Origin of the sequence: Comamonas fluminis (genome assembly GCF_019186805.1) — a bacterium.
Classification (GTDB): Bacteria; Pseudomonadota; Gammaproteobacteria; order Burkholderiales; family Burkholderiaceae_C; genus Comamonas; species Comamonas fluminis.
The window spans coordinates 1,407,806-1,427,607 of record NZ_CP066783.1 but is presented as its reverse complement, the minus strand read 5'-3'; the positions used below and the strand labels follow the sequence as shown (position 1 = coordinate 1,427,607).

The following is a 19,802-nucleotide window of genomic DNA, read 5'->3' as shown; positions in this document are numbered from 1 at the left end:
CCAACATTGTACAACGTTGTTTGCTGCGATGGATGAATTGTAGCGCAGTTCTGAGGCCTCCCAGAAAAAACGCCACAATTTTCACAAATCAGCCATCAATGCTTGATGGCAGGCTCCACAGGCTTGGTATCCGTGGCAGCAACTGCTGCCACTTCTTCTTCCGCCAAAGGCTGAGGCTCGCGCTCCAGCGCCACCTTGAGCACCTGATCGATCCACTTGACCGGAACAATCTCCAGACCGCTTTTCACGTTGTCTGGAATGTCCTGCAGATCTTTCACGTTCTCTTCAGGGATGAGCACCGTCTTAATGCCGCCACGCAGAGCCGCCAGCAGCTTTTCCTTGAGACCACCAATGGCTGTCACTTCACCACGCAAGGTGATTTCACCCGTCATGGCCACATCGGCGCGAACCGGAATACCTGTCAGTGCCGAGACAAAAGCCGTTGTCATCGCTGCGCCAGCGCTGGGGCCATCCTTGGGCGTTGCACCGTCGGGCACGTGAACGTGGATGTCCTTTTTCTCAAAGGCTTCATCCTTGATACCCAGCAGGCGAGCACGGCTGCGCACCACCGTACGGGCAGCCTCGACCGACTCCTTCATCACATCACCCAGCGAACCGGTGCGTGTAATGACGCCCTTGCCAGGCATGGTTGCAGCCTCGATGGTCAGCAGATCGCCGCCCACCTCTGTCCATGCCAGGCCCACGACCTGACCCACCTGATTGTTGTGCTCGGCACGGCCATAACTGAACTTGCGCACGCCCAGATAGTCAGGCAGATTGTCAGCAGTCACCACCACCTTAGGTTCGAGCTTTTTGAGCTGCAGACCCTTGACCACCTTGCGGCAGATCTTGGAGAGCTCACGCTCCAGCGAACGCACACCCGCTTCACGCGTGTAATAACGCACGATGTCGCGGATAGCGCCTTCGGTCACTTCCAGCTCGCCATCCTTCACACCGTTATTGGTGACTTGCTTGGGCAGCAGGTAGCGAATGGCGATATTGGTCTTTTCGTCTTCGGTATAGCCCGACAGACGAATGACTTCCATACGATCCAGCAGGGCCGAAGGAATGTTCATGGAGTTCGAAGTCGCCACAAACATCACATCCGACAGGTCAAAGTCGACCTCCACATAGTGGTCACCGAAGGTGTTGTTCTGCTCGGGGTCCAGCACTTCCAGCAAGGCGCTCGAAGGATCACCACGGAAGTCCATACCCAGCTTGTCGATTTCGTCCAGCAGGAACAGAGGATTACGTGTGCCAACCTTCTCCAGGCTCTGCAGCACCTTGCCCGGCATAGCACCGATATAGGTGCGGCGGTGACCGCGAATTTCAGCCTCGTCACGCATGCCGCCCAGCGCCATACGCACGTACTTGCGACCTGTGGCCTTGGCAATCGACTGACCCAGCGAGGTCTTGCCCACGCCAGGGGGGCCAACCAGGCACAGAATCGGCGCCTTGACCTTATCCACACGCTGCTGCACAGCAAGATATTCAAGAATGCGGTCCTTGACCTTTTCCAGGCCAAAGTGATCTTCGTTCAGCACTTCCTCGGCATTGGCCAGGTCATGCTTGATCTTGGTCTTCTTGCTCCATGGCAGACCCGTCAGCACTTCGATGTAGTTGCGTACTACCGAAGCCTCTGCCGACATGGGAGACATGAGCTTGAGCTTTTTGAGTTCAGCTTCAGCCTTCTTGCGGGCCTCGGCAGGCATCTTGGCGAGCTTGATCTTTTTCTCGATCTCCTCGATGTCCGCGCCATCCTCGCCTTCGCCCAGCTCTTTCTGAATAGCCTTGACTTGCTCGTTCAGATAGAAGTCGCGCTGGTTCTTTTCCATCTGGCGCTTGACGCGGCCACGGATACGCTTGTCGACATTGAGAATATCGACTTCGCGTTCGAGCTGTTCGAACAGATTCTCCAGTCGCGCCTTGATATCCACCAAGTCCAGCACGGCCTGCTTGTTCTCAAGCTTGAGCGGCAGATGCGCAGCAATGGTGTCCACCAGACGACCCGCATCGTCAATGCTGGCAATCGAAGTCAGGATTTCCTGAGGAATCTTTTTATTGAGTTTGACGTACTGATCAAACTGCTGGGTCACTGCGCGGCGCAGTGCCTCGATTTCGCTTTGCTCATGGGCATCGCCTTGCGCCTCCACAGGCGTGACGGTGGCCGTGAAGTGCGACTCTTCGTCCTTGACCTGCTTGACCAGAGCGCGCTGCTGACCTTCAACCAGCACCTTCACGGTGCCGTCAGGCAGCTTGAGCATCTGCAGGATGGTGGACACGCAGCCCACATCGAACATATCTTCCGCAGCAGGCTCATCCTTGGAGGCGGTCTTTTGCGCCACCAGCATGATGCGGCGGTCGCCTTCCATGGCCAGCTCCAGAGCCTTGATGCTCTTGGCACGCCCCACGAAAAGCGGAATCACCATATGCGGGAACACCACCACGTCGCGCAAGGGCAGCAGCGGCAGATCCAGCTCGGTAGAAGGCAAAGGGGTTTGTCCAGACATAGGTATCCTCGGTTTCTCAGCGGAAGATGGTCCGCTTACCGGTGTATTTCAACCCCCGGCCACAAATTGTTTTTGCGACATCAGGGGCATTGCCTTTCAGTCCCAGTCAGGAGGGCATATGCCCTGCTGACTTCATGACAGTATCAGGCCTTTTTGGCGGCCTCGCGGTAAACCAGCAACGGTGCCTTGCCGTCTTCGATGGTGGACTCCTCGACCACAACCTTTTCCACATTCTCGGCGTTGGGCAGCTCGAACATGGTGCCGATCAGCGACTGCTCCAGGATGGAGCGCAGACCGCGCGCACCCGTCTTGCGTGCCAGCGCCTTGCGGGCAATGGCCTTGAGCGCGGCAGGACGAATCTCCAGCTCAACACCCTCCATGGACAGCAGCTTGCTGTACTGCTTGACCAGAGCATTCTTGGGCTCGGTCAGGATCTGTACCAGAGCTTCTTCGCTGAGCTCGGCCAGCGCCGTCACCACAGGCATACGACCAACCAGCTCGGGGATGATGCCGAACTTGATCAGATCTTCAGGCTCGATCTCCTGGAACACTTCCGAGATGGAGCGCTGCTTCTTGCTCTTGACTGCGGCGCCAAAGCCAATGCCAGATGCCTCGGTACGGTTCTCGATCACCTTTTCCAGACCCGCGAACGCACCGCCACAGATGAACAGGATATTGGTGGTGTCGATCTGCAGAAAGTCCTGATTCGGATGCTTGCGGCCGCCCTGAGGGGGAATACTGGCCATCGTGCCTTCGATCAGCTTGAGCAGTGCCTGCTGCACACCCTCGCCCGAAACGTCACGGGTGATGCTGGGGTTGTCAGACTTGCGCGAAATCTTGTCGATTTCATCAATGTAGACGATGCCGCGCTGAGCACGTTCAACGTCGTACTCGCAGCTTTGCAGCAGCTTCTGAATGATGTTCTCAACGTCCTCACCCACATAACCAGCTTCGGTCAGCGTGGTGGCGTCGGCCATCACAAAAGGCACATTGAGCTGACGCGCCAGCGTCTGGGCCAGCAAGGTCTTGCCGGAGCCTGTAGGGCCAATCAGCAAGATATTGCTCTTGGTCAGCTCCACCTCGTCCTTGCCGGCCTTGTCCTTGTAGCGCAGGCGTTTGTAGTGGTTGTAGACAGCCACGGCCAGCGTGCGCTTGGCCTGCTCCTGGCCAATCACGTAGTTGTCGAGATTGGTCTTGATCTCGGCAGGCGTAGGCAGATCACCGCGAGCATCCTTGGTGTCAGCAGCGGGCTGCTCATCGCGAATGATCTCGTTGCACAGATCGATGCACTCGTCGCAGATGAAGACGGAGGGACCAGCGATCAGCTTCTTGACCTCATGCTGGCTTTTGCCACAGAAGGTGCAATACAAATTCTTTTCGGTGGAAGAGCCTTTTTTATCGGCCATGGGGGCTGTGCCTCGTTACGAAAAAACGAAAATTAATGATAACGAAAGACAAGGCGGCGTTGCCCTTCAGGGTCAAACGCCGCCGAGCCTCTTGGCGAACAGGCCTTCCAGCCCATCGCTGTTTGAATGAAATCGCCTTGCAAGCCAATACTGGCAAGCGCAAGGCGCTATGGTTTTCAGGAGCGCTTGCTGATCACCTGGTCCACCAGACCATATTCCTTAGCCTCATCAGCTGAAAGGAAATAGTCGCGCTCGGTGTCGTGCTGGATCTTTTCCAGAGGCTGACCGGTGTTCTCGGCCAGGATCTTGTTCAGGCGTTCGCGGGTCTTGAGGATCTCGCGGGCGTGAATTTCGATCTCGGTGGCCTGACCACGCGCACCGCCCAGGGGCTGGTGAATCATGACCTGCGCATTGGGCAGTGCGTAACGCTTGCCCTTGGCACCTGCGGACAGCAGGAAAGCGCCCATGCTGGCAGCCATGCCGGTGCACAGTGTGGAGACATCAGGCTTGATGAAGTTCATGGTGTCGAAAATCGCCATGCCCGCCGTCACACTGCCGCCAGGGGAGTTGATATAGAAGGAGATGTCCTTGTCAGGATTTTCGCTTTCCAGGAACAGAAGCTGTGCGACCACCAGATTGGCAGTCTGATCATTGACTTCGCCCACCAGGAAAATCACGCGCTCCTTGAGCAGACGCGAGTAAATGTCGTAGGAGCGCTCACCGCGGCCCGACTGTTCAACGACCATGGGCACCATGCCCAGACCCAAAGTATCCAATGCGCTCATGTTTTCTCCAGTGCTATGCGCCTACTGTAGCCGCAATCTGAAAAGAAAATGGGGCTTGCGCGCAAAAGCACAAGCCCCGCTTTTTACTTATCGGCGCCCACCCTAGGGCAAGCACCGATAAAGGCTGGCAATTAAGCCTGGCCCATCAGTTCATCGAAGGACACAGCCTTGTCGCTGACCTTGGCCTTGCCCAGCACGAATTCAGTCACGTTGTTTTCGATCACAACGGCTTCGACTTCGGCCAGACGGTTACGGTCGCCGAAGTACCAGCGCACCACGTCTTCAGGCTTTTCGTAGCTGGAAGCCAGCTCTTCCACGTGGGACTTGATCTGCTCGGCAGTGGCTTGCAGGTTGTTGGTCTTGACCAGCTCGGCCACAACCAGACCCAGACGCACGCGGCGCTCGGCTTGGGGCAGGAAGATGTCTTCAGGGATTTCAGCCTTGGCTGCATCCTTGATACCGCGCTGCTGCAGCTCGGCACGAGCGCCTTCCAGCAGGCGGCCCACTTCAGCTTGCACGGAAGCCTTGGGCAGGTCCAGCTCAGACACGGACACCAGTGCGTCCATCACGGACTGCTTGTTACGGCCCTGAACGCGGAACTTCACTTCGCGCTCCAGGTTCTTCTTGATGTCGTCGCGCAGAGCTTGCACGGAGCCGCCGTCCACGCCCAGAGTCTTAACGAACTCTTCGTTCACTTCGGGCAGGTTGGGGGCTTCGACCTTCTTCAGGGTCACCAGGAAGTCGGCAGTCTTGCCGGCCACGTCTTCACCGTGGTAGTCAGCGGGGAAAGCCAAGGGGAAAGTCTTGGACTCGCCAGCCTTCATGCCGCGGGTTGCGTCTTCGAATTCCTTGAGCATCTGGCCTTCGCCAACCAGGAACTGGAAGTCTTCAGCCTTGCCGCCGGAGAAAGTCTCGCCGTCGATCTTGCCTTCGAAGTCCACGGTCACGCGGTCGCCGTCAGCAGCAGCTTCACCGGCAGCACGATCGGTGAAGGTGCGGCGCTGCTTGCGCAGGATGTCCACAGTCTTGTCGATGGCAGCGTCGTCCACTTCAGCAGTCAGCTTTTCCACTTCAGCAGTCGCCAGATCGCCGATCTTGACTTCAGGCATCACTTCGAACACCGCTTCGAACTGGGCTTCGCCTTCGGCAGCGCCTTCCTTTTCTGTGATCTTGGGCTGACCGGCAACGCGCAGGTCAGCTTCGTTCACGGCAGCGGCGAAAGCCTCGCCCACCTTGTCGTTCAGCACTTCGTACTGAACCGAGTAGCCATAGCGCTGAGCCACAACGCTCATGGGCACCTTACCGGGACGGAAGCCGTCCATCTTCACAGTGCGAGCTACCTTCTTCAGGCGAGCATCCACTTCGGACTGGATGGAGGACAGGGGCACGCTCAGCGTGATCTTGCGCTCGAGCTTTTCAAGAGTTTCAACGTTAACGGCCATGATTTTTCCTAAGAGGGATAAGGACCGTGCAGATTGCCTTGCAACCCGCACCGTATTGCGCAAAGTCACAGTGCGCGCACGTGCAGCGAACTTGTCGCGACATGCGGCACCACAAATTTTCCGAAGCCTGCTCCCGGATGCCGGAGGTTCCGGCGGCGATGCTGCTTGCCCTGCGTCTGGCGCCGGGCATCTGCAAAACAGGAACAGGCGAAGCCGACCATTATAACGAGGCGCTGCGCGGCCTCCGTGGTCGGATGTCAGGGGTTTGCCTGAAAAGGCGGTCAGAAAAAGAAAAAGCCCGTACCGCAAGGGGCCGGGCCTGGGCAGAGATCTGCCGAATTCTGGTGCGCGAGGCCGGACTCGAACCGGCACGGTGTTGCCACCGTCAGGACCTAAACCTGGTGCGTCTACCAATTTCGCCACCCGCGCGGTCCAGTCATACGCAAATTTACGCCAACTGGGGTCAAGGCGCAGATTCTAGCCGCAAATTTGCGTCTTTCAGCACAAACCGCGCCTCATTCCTTCAGCGCTTGATTCTGAAGGCTGCGGCATACATGGCAGGCAGTGCCAGCAGCGTCAGGAAAGTCGCCACAATCAGCCCCCCCATGATGGCCACGGCCATCGGGCCCCAGAAAACACTGCGCGACAGCGGAATCATGGCCAGAACGGCGGCAGCAGCTGTCAGCACAATGGGGCGCAGGCGGTGCACCGCAGCTTCCACAATGGCTTCCCATGCCGCCAGCCCTCGGGCGCGGCCGGCTTCAATCTGGTCAATCAAAATGACCGAATTGCGCTGAATCATACCCATCAGCGCCACCACACCCAGCAGGGCCACAAAGCCAAAGGGGCGGTTCAGCAGCAGCAAAGCCGCCGCCACGCCGGGAATGCCCAGAGGCCCGGTGATGAACACCAGCAGCGAACGGCTAACGCTGCGCAACTGCAGCATCAGCAGCGTGAAGGTCAGGAACAGCAGCACCGGAATGCCCGCCACGATGGCGCCAGAGCCCTTGGAGCTTTCCTCCACAGCGCCCGCCACTTCGATGCGATAGGCCGTATCACCAGCGGCATGCCAGCCCTCTTCCATCTTGCGAAGCGCAGGCAGCAGCTCATTGGTCACCGTGGCGCCCTGCAGACCTTCGCGCACATCGCCTTGCACGGTGATGGCGAAGTTGCGCTTTTCACGCCACATCACGCCTGGCTCCCAGGTCATGACAGGCTTGGCGATCTGGGTCAACGGAATGGACTGACCGCTGCTCGTCGTCACATAGACGTCGGCAATGTCCGAGATCGCATCACGATCCTGCTTGGGCGGGCGCATGACGATGTCGATGAGCTTGTCACCCTCGCGGAACTGGCCCACCGTGGTGCCGGAGAACTGCATGCTGGTGGCCTCGGCAATCGACTGGCTGGTCACACCCAGCGCACGGGCTTTGTCCTGATCGACCTTGAGGCGAATGACCTTGATGGACTCATTCCAGTTGTCGTTGACACCACGCATATTCGCGTTGTCCTGCATGAGCTTTTTCACGTCATCGGCATATGCGCGCAGCTTGGCCGCGTCCGCTCCCAGAATGCGGAACTGCACCGGATAGGGTACAGGCGGGCCGTTGGGCAGCAGCTTGACACGCGCCCGCACCTCAGGAAATTCCTCGGCCATCAGCGCTGGCAGCTTTTTGCGAATTTCTTCGCGCTGCTTCAAATCCTTGGCGACGATGATGAACTGCGAGACGTTGTTCTGCGGGAAGACCTGATCCAGCGGCAGATAGAAGCGGGGAACGCCCGAGCCAATCCACTCGCTGACTGAGGCCACGCCCTCCAGCTTCATGAAGTGCTGCTCGACGCGCAGCGTCACTTCCTCATTGGCGTGCAAAGCCGTGCCTTCGGGGAACCAGATATCCACCAGCACCTCGGGGCGACTGGAGTCCGGGAAGAACTGCTGCTGCACCCGGCCCATGCCCACAATGCCCAGCGCAAAGATCAGCACCGTGGCGCCAATCGTCAGCCAGCGGTGGGCAATGCACCAGTTCAGAATGCTGCGAAAGCGGTTGTAGAAGGGTGTATCGAACAGCTCATGCTCTTCGCTGTCGGTATTGATGCCAGCCTCCTCGGCAGACACTTCGCCGGAAGCCACTTCGGGCGGCAGGTGGGCAGCATGCGGCGGCTTCTTGAGCAGCAGCGTGCCCAGATAGGGCACAAAGTACACCGAGGCAAACCAGCTCAGCACCAGCGCAATCACCGTCACCGCAAAGATGGCAAAGGTGTATTCACCCGTCATGGACTTGGCCATGCCAATGGGCAGGAAACCCGTGGCCGTAATCAGGGTGCCCGTCAACATGGGCTTGGAGGTGATCTCATAGGCAAAGGTGGCGGCGCGGTACTTGTCGTAGCCCTCTTCCATCTTGCGCACCATCATCTCCACCGCAATGATGGCGTCGTCCACCAGCAGGCCCAGCGCAATGATGAGCGAGCCCAGCGACACCTTGTGCAGCCCGATATTCCAGTACCACATGGCCAGGAAAGTGGCGGCCAGCACCAGCGGAATCGTGATGCCCACCACCAGACCGGGGCGTGGGTCGATATACCAGCGCTTCCACAGTGGCTGCTGGCCTTCGCGCTTGTGCAGGCCCAGGCTAATAAAGCTCACCGCCAGCACCACCACCACAGCCTCGATCAGCACATGGACGAATTCGCTGACCGAATCGGCCACCGCCTTGGGCTGATCCTGCATATTCTGCAGCGTCACTCCCACGGGCAGGCGCTTGCTGATGCCCTCCGTCGTTGCCTTCAGTGCCTTGCCCAGGGCAATGATGTCCCCGCCCTTGACCATGGAGACACCCAGAGCAATCGTGCCCTCACCCTGAAAGCGCACCTTCACGTTGGCAGGGTCGGCATAGCCACGGTGAATTTCGGCAATATCGCCCAGGCGAAGCTGAGCCCCCGAAGGGCCGCGAATGGGCATGTCACGCAGCTGGGCCAGATCGTTGAACTGACCCTGTACGCGCAGCACCAGGGTTTCCGCAGGCGTCTGCAGCGTGCCCGCCGAGGTCACCGCGTTTTGCTGGTTGAGCTGATCGAGCACCTGCTTGAGGTTCAGCCCCATCTGCGTGGCGCGCTGAGACAGCTCGACAAAGACTTTTTCGTCCTGCACGCCAAACTGCTCAACCTTGGCCACGTCGGGCACGCGCAATAGCTGCTGGCGCACCTCATCGGCCAGCACCTTCAGCTCAGCATTGCTGAAGCCTTCGGCCTGCAGCGCATAGATGACGCCGTAGACATCGCCAAAGTCATCATTGAAAAACGGCCCCTGCACGCCCTGCGGCAAGGTGTAGCGCATATCGCCCACCTTCTTGCGCACCGTGTACCACAGCTGCTGCACTTCCTTGGCGGGTGAGGTGTCCTTGAGCTGGAAGATGACCTGCGACTCTCCGGGCTTGGAGTAACTGCTGATTTTTTCCGCATACGGCACCTCCTGCAGCGTGCGCTCCAGCTTGTCCGTGACCTGCTGGGCCACCTGCTCTGCAGTCGCACCGGGCCAGTAGGTGCGAATGACCATGGCGCGGAAGGTAAACGGCGGATCTTCATCCTGCCCCAACTGAAAATAGGCCGCAAAGCCCAGCAGCATCAGCACCACCATGAAGTAGCGCGTCAGCGCCACATGATCGAGTGCCCAGCGCGAAAGATTGAAATGACCGCCGCCCGGTTTTTGTCCGCTAGCGCTCATTTGCCAGCCTCCGGCGCAGCCGCAGGCGCTACACCTTCTGTAGCTGTTGGCGCTTTATCAGATTGAACCTGGGGCTGATTTGATGCAGTTTTCTCAACCGGCTTGGCATATTTGTCCCGATAGACCGTGACCTTCTGCCCCGGATTGAGCACATGCACACCTGTGGCCACCACCTGCATGCCGGGCTTGAGGCCAGCGGCAATCACCGCTTCATTGCCATCCGCCGTTGCCACCTGCACGCTGTGCAGCTGCACCGTGCTGGTGGCAGGGTCAAACAGCCACACTGCCGTGCCCTGACCGCCACCACCGTTCTGGCGCAGCGCTGTCGTGGGCAGCTTGATGACGCCGCCTGCAGCGGCATTGGCCACATTCATGCCCTGGGGCAGGATGCGCACCGTGGAGCCGAGAGCGGGCGCATCCGCCCCCTGCAGCGCGGCCTTGATCTGGTAGGTGCGTGTTGCAGTGTCTGCACTGGCTGCCACTTCACGCACCAAACCTTGCACCACCTGATTTTCATCAGACCAGGGCCTGACCTGCACGCCCTGCCCTATGCGGATTGAAGCGCGGCGGTCTTCGGGCACGGCAAACACCGCGTCTCTTGCGCCGTCCTGCGCAATGCGCACCACGGGCGTGCCTGCGGCCACCACCTGCCCCGGCTCCGCATCCACACTGGTCACCACGCCATCCACATCGGCCAGCAACTGGGTGTAGTTCTCCTGATTGGATTGGCTGGACAGCTGCGCCTTGGCCTGATCCAGCGACGCTTGGGTGGCCTTCAGATTGGCTTCATAGCGCTCCATCTCGGCAGCGCTGATGAAGTTCTGTGCACGCAGGGCGCGAAAGCGCTGCACATTGGCCTGCGCCAGATCGCGCTGCGTGGCTGCTGATGTCACCTGCGCCCGTGCGGCTTCCGCGCTGAGCTGATAGTCCCGCGCATCCAGCCGCGCCAGCACCTGGCCAGCCTTCACACGCTGGCCCAGTTCCACCTCGCGCTTGATGATCTTGCCGCCCACGCGAAAGCCAAGGCGAGACTCCACGCGCGCACGCACATCACCGGCAAACTCCTGCGCCGCTTCAATCTGTCCTTCACCCACCGTCAGCAACTTCACGGCCCGCACCGGCTCGGGCAGCGGCTCCTTCTTGGAGCAGGCCGAGAGCATGGCAGCGGCAGCCACCACAGAAAGTACCAGCAAGGCGCTGGCAGGCCGGCCACGCAGGCCTGCAGCAAAACGATGGGAAGACGAAACAGCCATGGTGTTCTGGGCTTGTAGAAATAGACAGGACCCAGGCCCATCAGGGGCGGCACCACTGCGTGCCCGCCATGAGAGACATGCCTAAGTCCATAAAAAAGCGCAGCCACCAGACCGGGGGCTGCACGCAAGACAAAAGCGATTGTGCACGCTCGTGCCATTTTCTCGAACCTTTTTTCGCCAGCCTTGCAGGGCAAGCCGCTGGGTTCACAATACGCACCGTGAACGACCTGCACTCTGCAAACACCACCTCGGCGCCCCAGTCTGCGCCCCCTCCTGCCATTACGCATTACGAGAACTTTCCGGTCGCGTCCTGGCTGTGCCCGCCGCATTTGCGCGCCCCCATTGCCGCGCTCTACCACTTTGCCCGCACCGCCGACGATATTGCCGATGAAGGCGATTTCAGCGCCAGCCAGCGGCTTGAGCGGCTGCAGCGCTATCGCCATGACTTGAATCAGCTGGGCACAGCGGCCGAAGCTGGCGCGCTTGCCCACACCGAATGGCCCCAGGTCTTTATTCCCCTTGCAGTGCAGATGCAGGCCCACCAGCTGCCCAGGCCGCTGATGGCCGACCTGCTGAGCGCTTTCGAGCAAGACGTGCACATGACTGCCAGCCAGACGCCTTATGCAGACATGGCCCAGTTGCTTGACTACTGCCGCCGCTCGGCCAACCCGGTCGGGCGCCTGCTGCTGCATCTGTACGGCGTGGGCAATGCCAGGGCCTTGATTCAGAGCGATGCCATCTGCACAGCGCTGCAGCTCATCAACTTCTGGCAAGACCTGAGCCAGGACCTGCCGCGCCAGCGCCACTATCTGACCGATGCGGATATTGCCCGCTACGGCATTGCGCGAAGCGCTATCAAACCGGAAGCATCTGCACTGACACCCGCCATGCAGAAGCTGCTGGCTGAAATGCTGGCCCATGCCCGCAGCCTTATGGATCAAGGCTCGCCCCTGGTGCACCAGCTGCCAGGCCGTGCGGGCTGGGAGCTGCGTCTGGTGGTGCAAGGCGGGCTGCGGGTGCTGGACAGGCTGCAGGCCATGCAGGGCCGCAACCTCTATCAGCGCATCAAGCTGGGCAAACTGGATGTACCCTTCATGCTGTGGCGCAGCCTGCTGCATGTAAATTTCATCAAATCCACCGCCAGCGCTTATTCCAAAAGCGCTGGCAGCTATCAAAACACAAGCAAACCCACACCAGCATCGCGCAACGCTGACGCAATTCACTATTGCTTTGGCCGGGCGGCTGGGCCATGGGACAATCATGCCCCTATGAATCCGGATCAGTACGTCCAAGACAAGGCCGCGTCCTCGGGCAGCAGCTTCTACTACGCCTTCCTCTTTTTGCCGAAGGATCGCCGCGCCGCCATCACAGCGTTTTACGCGTTCTGCCGCGAAGTGGACGATGTGGTCGATGAGGTCACGGACCCTGGCGTTGCTGCCACCAAACTCGCATGGTGGAAGAGCGAGGTGCACAAAGCCTTTGCGGGCCAGTCCACCCATCCCGTCATGCAGGCGCTGATGCCCCATGCCAAGACCTTTGGCATTGAGGAGCGCCATCTGCAGGCCGTCATCGAAGGCTGCCAGATGGATCTGGAGCAGACCCGCTACCTGGACTATGCAGGCCTGCAGCGCTACTGCCATCTCGTCGCAGGCGTCGTGGGCGAAGTGGCTGCACGCATCTTTGGTCAGACCGACGACCGCACCACCGAATACGCCCACACCCTGGGCCAGGCCCTGCAGATGACCAACATCATCCGCGACGTGGGTGAAGACGCCATGCGTGGCCGCATCTATCTGCCCATCAGCGAGTTGCAGCAGTTTGATGTCAAGGCGCATGAAATTAATAAGCGCGAATACTCTAACCGTTTCACCGCCCTGATGCGCTTTCAGGCCGAGCGCGCCCACGGCCTTTACGACAAGGCCCTGGCCCTGCTGCCCGATGCCGACCGTCAGGCACAAAAGCCCGGCCTGATGATGGCCAGCATCTACCGCACGCTGCTGCGCGAGATCGAATCCGAGAACTTCCAGGTGCTGCACCAGCGCATCAGCCTCACACCGCTGCGCAAGCTGTGGCGCGTGTGGAAGATGCAGGCCCTGGGCCGCATGTAAGCCTGCTCTGGTCGGGCTGCTAAAGTGCCAGCATGACATCTGCAAACCGCCTGCGCACAAGTGCTCTGGCCCTGGCTTTCGCGCTGGGCATGGGCGCCGCCTTGCCCAGCCACGCATTCCTTGGCTGGCTTGGCAAGGCAGGCAAAGCTGCCGCTGCAGCCGGAAAAGTGGCCGAAGGTGGCGCCGAAGCGGCAAATGCGGCCAGTAAAGCCGCCAAGGCTGGCAAGGCCGCCGAAACCGCCAGCACTGCTGGCAAGGCCGGTGCTGCCGGTGCAGCCACAGGCGCTGCTGCCGCAGGCGGGGCCGAGATGGCGGCGGCCAGCACCCGCCATGGTCTGGTATTTGCCGCCGATGATGCTGCGCACCTTGCAGGCAAAGCCCCGATGTCTGTGGCTGACAAGGCCTTGCTGGAAGCCACACCACCAGAAGTAAGCCGCTACCTCACACTTCCCACCAATATGCTGAGCAGCGCTGACAGCACGCAGATGCTCAACCTCTATCAGCAGATGATGGGCAAAGCCGCCAAAACTGGCGACTTCACCGTGGTGGAACATATGCCATCGCTGCACAACACACCAAAAACGCTTGAAGCCCCTGCAACAAAAGCGCCAGCAGCTATGACTTCCGCAGCAACAAGTCAGCTTCCTGCCGCCGAGTTGAGCTTTCACGCACTGCGCCTGCTCTCCCACGCGGCCAATAGCCAGCACAACACAGCAGCCTTGCATGAACTGCAAAGCTATTGCAAAAACAGGCCTGCTGCCACCTGGCAGCCCTCGCACGCAGAGCTGTGCACCAACGTGCCCAGACAACGATGAAGATTGCAGTGATTGGTGGCGGCTGGGCCGGCATGGCCGCAGCCGTGAAACTGGCGCAGCAAGGCCATGCCCCCGAGGTATTTGAAGCCAGCCGCACATTGGGCGGCCGTGCAAGAGCCCTGATGCTAGGCCCGCCAGACGAAACGCAGACAGAAGCGGACAACGGCCAGCACATCTTGATCGGCGCCTACACCGAATGCCTGCAGTTGATGCGCGACGTGGGGCTGAACCCGGAGCAACTGCTGCTGCGCAAGCCGCTTGCCATGCGCTATGCCGATGGCTGCGGCCTGTCCTTCCCCCGCTGGCCTGCGCCGCTGGATGCACTGGCCGGTATTGCCAGCGCAAGTGGCTGGACCTTGTCTGAACGCGCCGCCTTGCTGCGCCGAGCCATTCGCTGGCGCTTGCAAGGCTTTCGCTGTGCAGAGACTGCGACGGTGGCCGATGTCTGCGCAGGTCTGCCCGCCAGGCTGATGGACGAATTCATTGAGCCGCTGTGCGTCTCCGCCCTCAATCTGCCTGCTGCACAGGCCAGCGGCAGCATCTTTCTACGCGTGCAGCAGGATGCGCTGTTTGCAGGCACGGGCGGCTCGCACTTTCTGGTGCCACGCTGCAGCCTGAGCGATCTCTTTCCCGCTCCGGCGGCCCAATGGCTGCAAAGGCAAGGGCTGGCCGTGCATACCGGCTGCCGTGTGCAGGAGCTGATTCCTTCAGGGCAGCAATGGCAGCTGCGTGCTCAGCAGCCCGAACTTGCGGCGCAGCTGGAGCAAAGCCGTTTTGATGCCGTGCTGCTGGCCTGCCCCCCGCAGGAAGCGGCCAGACTGGCGCTTGGCGCCTCAGAAGATGAGCGCCTGCCTGCCCGAATGGGCGTGCAGTTTCAGCGCTGGGCCATCGAAGCGCAGGCACTGGAGCACACCGCGATTGCCACGGTTTACGCCCGCACCAGCCATCGTCTGCCAAGTAATCTGCCCTGGCTGGCACTGCGCCCCAGTGCCGATGCCCCTGCGCAGTTTGTGTTTGACCGGGGGCATTTGCACCAGAACGATGCGCGGCAGCAAGGCTTGATGGCTTTTGTCATCAGCGACTGCCGCACAGACCGCCAGACGCTGCAGCAGCAAGTGCTGCAACAAGCCCGCAGCGAGCTGGGCTGGGCCGATATCACCCCCGTGCAGACCGTGATTGAAAAGCGTGCCACTTTTGCCTGCACGCCTGCACTTGCGCGCCCGGCCATTGAACTGGGTCAGGGCCTGTGGGCCTGCGGCGACTATGTGGACGGCCCCTACCCCGCCACGCTGGAAGGTGCGGTGCGCAGCGCCCTCGCCGCCGCTGTTGAACTAGTCAAGGCAGACCAGAAATAGTACGTACTGGGGCAAGCCCTATCAGGGCAATCCTGATGCCCGCATAGTCCTGCTGAACCACGTTTGACAGCGGTTTGACAGCCACAGTTGCAACCATGCAGCGAAGCACCAGAACAAGGTGCACGCACCATTCCAAAACAACGGAGACAAAGCATGGCAACCACCTTTGAGCAATCTACCCGCGAAGTTCTGAGCATCTCGCGCCGCCATCTTTTACTGGGCGCTGGCGCAGCTGCATGCACCAGCCTGTTGAGTGGCCGCGCCCTGGCAGCCGATGATGGCTGGCCCACCAAGCCTGTGCGCTTTGTCGTGCCCTTTGCGCCCGGCGGCAGCTCCGAAATCGTGGCCCGCTCCACCGCTGCAGAACTATCAAAGGTTCTGGGGCAGAACGTGTTTGTCGAAAACAAGCCCGGCGCGGCGGGCAATATCGCCATGCAGGACGTGGCGCGGGCCGATGACCAGCACACCATCATTCTTGGCCACATTGGCACGCTGGCCGTGAACCCCTATATCTTCGACAAACTGCCCTATGACCCGAAGAAGGACTTTGTGCCGGTGAGCCTGCTGGCCAAGGTGCCCAGTCTGTACGTGGTGCACCCCGACCTCCCGGTCAAGAACATTGCAGAGCTGGTGACCTATGCCAAGAAGAACCCCGGCAAGCTTAGCTACGGCTCGGCCGGTAATGGCAGCGCCGGGCATCTGGCGTTTGAATATCTGAAGATGACGGCCGATATCTTCATGCTGCATGTGCCCTATCGTGGCACCGGCCCCATGATGCAGGACCTGATTGCGGGCCGTCTGGATGCTGCGTCTGTGGGCGCTTCTGCCCTGATCCCTTTCATCAAGGCGGGCAAGGTGCGCTGCATTGCCACAGGCTCTACGGCCCGTCTGCCGCAACTGCCCGATGTACCCACGGTGGCAGAGCAAGGCTTTTCCGGTTTTGAAATGACCCAGTGGTACGGCATGCTGGCCCCGTCTTCCATGCCCCGCACCCATGTGGACAAACTGGCCGCCGCCTGCGCCAAGGCCGTCAAGGCCCCGGATGCCCTCAAACGTCTGCAGGGCGACGCCGCCGAGCCCATTGGCGGCACACCCGAGCAATTTGCGCAATTCATTACCGTAGAGCAAGGCCGCTGGCAAAAAGTGCTCAAGCGCGCGCAGGTTAAGCCCAGTTAACCCCCTGAGGTGCTACGCACCTTCCCCCTTTCTCGATGCGTTGCATCGGAAGGGGGACGACATCCTCGCTGCGGGGCGGCCCTTGCTCGATGTCTCTCACTTGGATCGCGCCGGTTTCTTCAGCCTTGTCCGATGGCGAAGGTCAGCGCTCTATCCACCATTGGATGATGACCTTGGCGATGTAGCCAACAAAGCCCACACCCAGGCCCAGAAAGATCACAAAGGTGCCGAACTTGCCTGCCTTGGACTGACGCGCCAGCTGCAAGATGATGAACACCATGAACAAGATGAAGGCGCCCACGCCCCAGGTCAGGAAAAAGTGGGCAAGCTGCTCTTCCGTATAGCCAAATATCACGACAACCAGGTCCTTACGCCTTTGCCAGGCCCTGGCTGGAGGATGGCTCAGTCGGCAGGCTTTATCGCTTCTTCTCTGGAGGGGAAGGCCGAAGCATCTACCAGATCACGATAGGCATGCCAGCTGGCATGGCCAAGCAGGGGCATCACAATCACCAGCCCCAGCAAATAGCTGCCAAGGCCCAGCAAAGTCAACATCACAATCAGCACCGCCCACAAGGCCATGGGGCCCGGGTTGGCCAGCACCACGGACCAGCTGGTCAACACGGCCTGGCGTACGGTGACGCGTCTGTCCAGCATCAGCGGCATGGCCACGACACTGGACGCAAAAATAGGAGCAGCCAGAAAGCTGCCCAGCGCCATCCACTGCACAAACAGCTGCCCATCTCTGGCCAGCACAATGTGGTGAATGAAATCCTGCAGGGTGTGCACGGGCACCGGCGACATCACGGTAATCAGCGATGCCGAAACCAGCACCCAGCCCGTGGCCGCCAGCGCCAGCAGCGCGCCAAACTTCACCATGCACCAGTACCCTCCCCGGCCTGTGGCATGGCAGCTTTGCCACTGGGTCCAGGTGCGGCGAATCAGACCGATATCTGTCGCCTCACCTCTTTCCAGCGCACGGCTGATGGCGTAGAGACTGGTAGCCACAATCGGCCCCATCACCAGAAAGCCCGACAAGGCCCCTGCCATCAACCAGAAGCGATTGTGCCCCACGCCCCATATCGCAGCACCGATCAGGATCAAGATCAGACCATGAGCCAGGCTGATTAAGGCAGCGTTAGCAATATCTTGAAAAGCGCGCCCCAGCCAGACAAAGGGCTGTGTCCAGTGCACCTGACGCACAGGGGCCAGAGGGGGCGGGGTCAACAGACAGGCGGGCAAACAGGCAGGCATGGGGGCTCCTTGTTCGCAGCCCGAAGAAGCAATGCATCTTCGAATCAGCGATCTGCCAGCCCCTGACACAACTGCCAAAGGCTGGCGACTGTGACGTGGGGTTCAGCGCCCACGTGAGGCCATGCTACCTGCGCACGATTGAGCCAGACTGCGTGCATACCCGCATCCATGGCGCCTTGCGCATCCAGCGCCGCATCATCACCAATGTGCAGCACATGCTCGGGGGCGACACCCACTGCTTCTGCTGCAGCAAGAAAAAACCGGGTTTCAGGTTTGGCCATACCGCTACCGCTGGCCGACAGACTGGCTTTGAAATGCTGGCCAATGCCCACCACGTTCACATCCGCATTGCCATTGGACAAGGCCACCACCGGCCAGCGCTGCGAGAAAAACTCCAGCGCGGGCAGCGCGTCGTCAAACAAATCCACCCGCTGGCGGGCGGCAAAGAATTCATCGAATGCGGGCTCCGCCAGCGCGGGATCGTCACCCGCGCGGCTCAGCGCCAGGCGGATGGATTCGCGGCGCAGACCGCTGAGGTCGCCTTTCAGATCAGGGCGCAGAGTCACGATTTCATGGCGCAGCGCTCTGACATGCTGGGTATCGCCCAGATGCTCTGCAGTGGTCGGTGCGTGCGTTCCCAGCCACTGCAGCAGTGTTGCTTCAGCCTTGGCAATCGTCGGCCAGATGGGCCAAAGCGTGTCATCCAGATCCAGGCTGATAGCGCGAATCTGGCCGCTGGCACGCAGCTGCTGCAGGGTATGAAGGGCCTTGTCGTCAATGGGCGATTGAATTTGCATAAGCCAAGAATAGCCGCAGTCAAGGCCGCAAGCCTGCCGTGCCTACCGCATAGCTGAGACAATTGCTCCATGCCATCACGCTTTGCGCCCGAACCGAAGTTCCGTCACGACCAATCCGCCCGCACCGCCATCTTGCTGTGCAATCTGGGCACGCCCGACGCTCCGACGGCAGCCGCCGTGCGCCCCTATCTGGCCGAGTTTCTGGGCGATGACCGCGTGGTGGAGATTCCTAAATTCGCCTGGTGGCCTGTTCTGCACGGCATCATCCTGCGCACCCGCCCAGCCAAATCGGCGGCCAAATATGCCACCGTGTGGCATGAAAAAGAAGGCTCGCCCCTGCTGCACTGGACTACACGCCAGGCCACCCTGCTGCGCGGCTGGCTGGGCGAACGCGGCCACAACGTTCTGGTGCTGCCCGCCATGCGCTACGGCAAGCCCGCGATTGCGGCGCAGCTGGATGCGCTGAAAAAAGAAGGCGTCAACCGCATTCTGGTTTTGCCGCTGTACCCCCAGTACTCGGGCACTACCACGGCCAGCGTCTTCGACGCCGTCTACGACTGGGCCAAGACCCAGCGCCATATTCCCGAGCTGCGCTTTGTGAACCGCTACCACGACGACGCTGGCTATATCGAAGCGCTGGCCCAGCGCATCGAAGCGCACTGGCGGGGCCATGGCCGTGGCGAGAAGCTGGTGATGAGCTTTCATGGCGTGCCAGAGCGCACCCTGCATTTGGGCGACCCGTACCACTGCGAATCACACAAAACCGCACGCCTGCTGGCCGAGCGGCTCAAGCTCAGCGCCGACCAATACATGGTCACCTTCCAGTCGCGCTTTGGCAAAGCCAAGTGGCTGGAGCCCTATACCGAGCCATCACTGATTGCCCTGGCGCAGGCAGGCACCCAACGCGTGGATGTGGTCTGCCCCGGCTTTACCAGCGACTGTCTGGAGACTCTGGAAGAGATCAACCAGGAAGCGCGCGAAGCCTTTTTGCATGCGGGGGGCCAGCAGTTTGAGTACATAGACTGCCTCAACGACAGCGCGCCGTGGATCACCGCGCTCTGCGATATTGCCCAGCAGCACATGCAAGGCTGGCCCACCCAGCGCGAGGATGAAGCCGAACTAGCGGCCCGCGCACAGCGCGCCAAGGCATCGGGCGCGCCTCAGTAAACCGCAACACTGCGAA

14 protein-coding genes, 1 tRNA gene and 1 pseudogene are annotated in these 19,802 nt (G+C 60.4%); 6 read left to right on the top strand and 10 right to left on the bottom strand.

Annotated elements, in window-relative coordinates:
• Positions 1 to 95: 95 nt before the first annotated feature.
• The 7 genes from lon to JDW18_RS06825 all read right to left on the bottom strand — a co-directional run bounded on the left by lon (position 96) and on the right by JDW18_RS06825 (position 11,117).
• Positions 96 to 2,510 (bottom strand): endopeptidase La, encoded by a 2,415-nt coding sequence (gene lon, locus JDW18_RS06855; RefSeq protein ID WP_218242940.1) that lies wholly within the window; start codon positions 2,508 to 2,510, stop codon positions 96 to 98.
• 143 nt (positions 2,511 to 2,653) lie between these two features.
• Positions 2,654 to 3,916, bottom strand: a complete 1,263-nt coding sequence (gene clpX, locus JDW18_RS06850) for an ATP-dependent Clp protease ATP-binding subunit ClpX (RefSeq protein ID WP_218242939.1) — start codon at positions 3,914 to 3,916, stop codon at positions 2,654 to 2,656.
• A 176-nt stretch (positions 3,917 to 4,092) separates the two neighbouring features.
• Positions 4,093 to 4,701, bottom strand: coding sequence for an ATP-dependent Clp endopeptidase proteolytic subunit ClpP (gene clpP, locus JDW18_RS06845; RefSeq protein ID WP_281421609.1), 609 nt, complete (start codon positions 4,699 to 4,701; stop codon positions 4,093 to 4,095).
• 131 nt (positions 4,702 to 4,832) lie between these two features.
• A complete protein-coding gene (gene tig / locus JDW18_RS06840) occupies positions 4,833 to 6,143 on the bottom strand; it encodes a trigger factor (protein WP_218242938.1) in 1,311 nt (436 codons plus the stop codon).
• 342 nt (positions 6,144 to 6,485) lie between these two features.
• Positions 6,486 to 6,572: transfer RNA gene (locus JDW18_RS06835), tRNA-Leu, on the bottom strand.
• 94 nt (positions 6,573 to 6,666) lie between these two features.
• The gene (locus JDW18_RS06830) at positions 6,667 to 9,864 is read right to left on the bottom strand and encodes an efflux RND transporter permease subunit (RefSeq protein ID WP_218242937.1); all 3,198 of its coding nucleotides are present in this window, start codon (positions 9,862 to 9,864) and stop codon (positions 6,667 to 6,669) included.
• The gene (locus tag JDW18_RS06825; protein ID WP_218242936.1) at positions 9,861 to 11,117 is read right to left on the bottom strand and encodes an efflux RND transporter periplasmic adaptor subunit; all 1,257 of its coding nucleotides are present in this window, start codon (positions 11,115 to 11,117) and stop codon (positions 9,861 to 9,863) included. The genes JDW18_RS06830 and JDW18_RS06825 overlap by 4 nt, the downstream gene beginning before the upstream one ends.
• 68 nt (positions 11,118 to 11,185) lie before the next feature.
• On the opposite strand from JDW18_RS06825, the pseudogene hpnC reads away from it, so the two are divergent.
• The 5 genes and pseudogenes from hpnC to JDW18_RS06800 form a co-directional block, all read left to right on the top strand.
• A pseudogene (gene hpnC, locus JDW18_RS06820) lies at positions 11,186 to 12,169 on the top strand (squalene synthase HpnC); the annotation flags it as partial.
• A gap of 216 nt (positions 12,170 to 12,385) precedes the next feature.
• On the top strand, positions 12,386 to 13,225 hold the full coding sequence (hpnD, locus tag JDW18_RS06815) for a presqualene diphosphate synthase HpnD (RefSeq protein WP_218243790.1): 840 nt from the start codon (positions 12,386 to 12,388) through the stop codon (positions 13,223 to 13,225).
• Positions 13,226 to 13,257: 32 nt separating this feature from the next.
• Positions 13,258 to 14,040: a hypothetical protein gene (locus JDW18_RS06810; RefSeq protein WP_218242935.1), complete on the top strand. Its 783-nt coding sequence runs from the start codon at positions 13,258 to 13,260 to the stop codon at positions 14,038 to 14,040.
• Positions 14,037 to 15,395 carry a hydroxysqualene dehydroxylase HpnE gene (gene hpnE / locus JDW18_RS06805; protein ID WP_218242934.1) on the top strand — a complete coding sequence of 453 codons (1,359 nt, stop codon included), beginning with the start codon at positions 14,037 to 14,039 and terminating at the stop codon, positions 15,393 to 15,395. Before JDW18_RS06810 ends, hpnE begins: the two co-directional genes overlap by 4 nt.
• A 153-nt stretch (positions 15,396 to 15,548) precedes the next feature.
• Positions 15,549 to 16,571, top strand: a complete 1,023-nt coding sequence (locus JDW18_RS06800) for a Bug family tripartite tricarboxylate transporter substrate binding protein (RefSeq protein ID WP_218242933.1) — start codon at positions 15,549 to 15,551, stop codon at positions 16,569 to 16,571.
• A 142-nt stretch (positions 16,572 to 16,713) separates the two neighbouring features.
• On the opposite strand, the gene JDW18_RS06795 is transcribed toward JDW18_RS06800, so the two are convergent.
• Genes JDW18_RS06795 through JDW18_RS06785 form a run of 3 tightly spaced genes read right to left on the bottom strand, consistent with a single transcriptional unit; the run spans position 16,714 to position 18,619 of the window.
• On the bottom strand, positions 16,714 to 16,926 hold the full coding sequence (locus JDW18_RS06795; RefSeq protein WP_218242932.1) for a DUF2788 domain-containing protein: 213 nt from the start codon (positions 16,924 to 16,926) through the stop codon (positions 16,714 to 16,716).
• A gap of 47 nt (positions 16,927 to 16,973) precedes the next feature.
• Positions 16,974 to 17,822, bottom strand: a complete 849-nt coding sequence (locus JDW18_RS06790; protein WP_218242931.1) for a DUF2189 domain-containing protein — start codon at positions 17,820 to 17,822, stop codon at positions 16,974 to 16,976.
• A gap of 44 nt (positions 17,823 to 17,866) precedes the next feature.
• Positions 17,867 to 18,619, bottom strand: a complete 753-nt coding sequence (locus JDW18_RS06785; protein WP_218242930.1) for an HAD family hydrolase — start codon at positions 18,617 to 18,619, stop codon at positions 17,867 to 17,869.
• Positions 18,620 to 18,688: 69 nt separating this feature from the next.
• On the opposite strand from JDW18_RS06785, the gene hemH reads away from it, so the two are divergent.
• On the top strand, positions 18,689 to 19,786 hold the full coding sequence (hemH, locus tag JDW18_RS06780) for a ferrochelatase (RefSeq protein WP_218242929.1): 1,098 nt from the start codon (positions 18,689 to 18,691) through the stop codon (positions 19,784 to 19,786).
• Positions 19,787 to 19,802 lie beyond the last annotated feature (16 nt).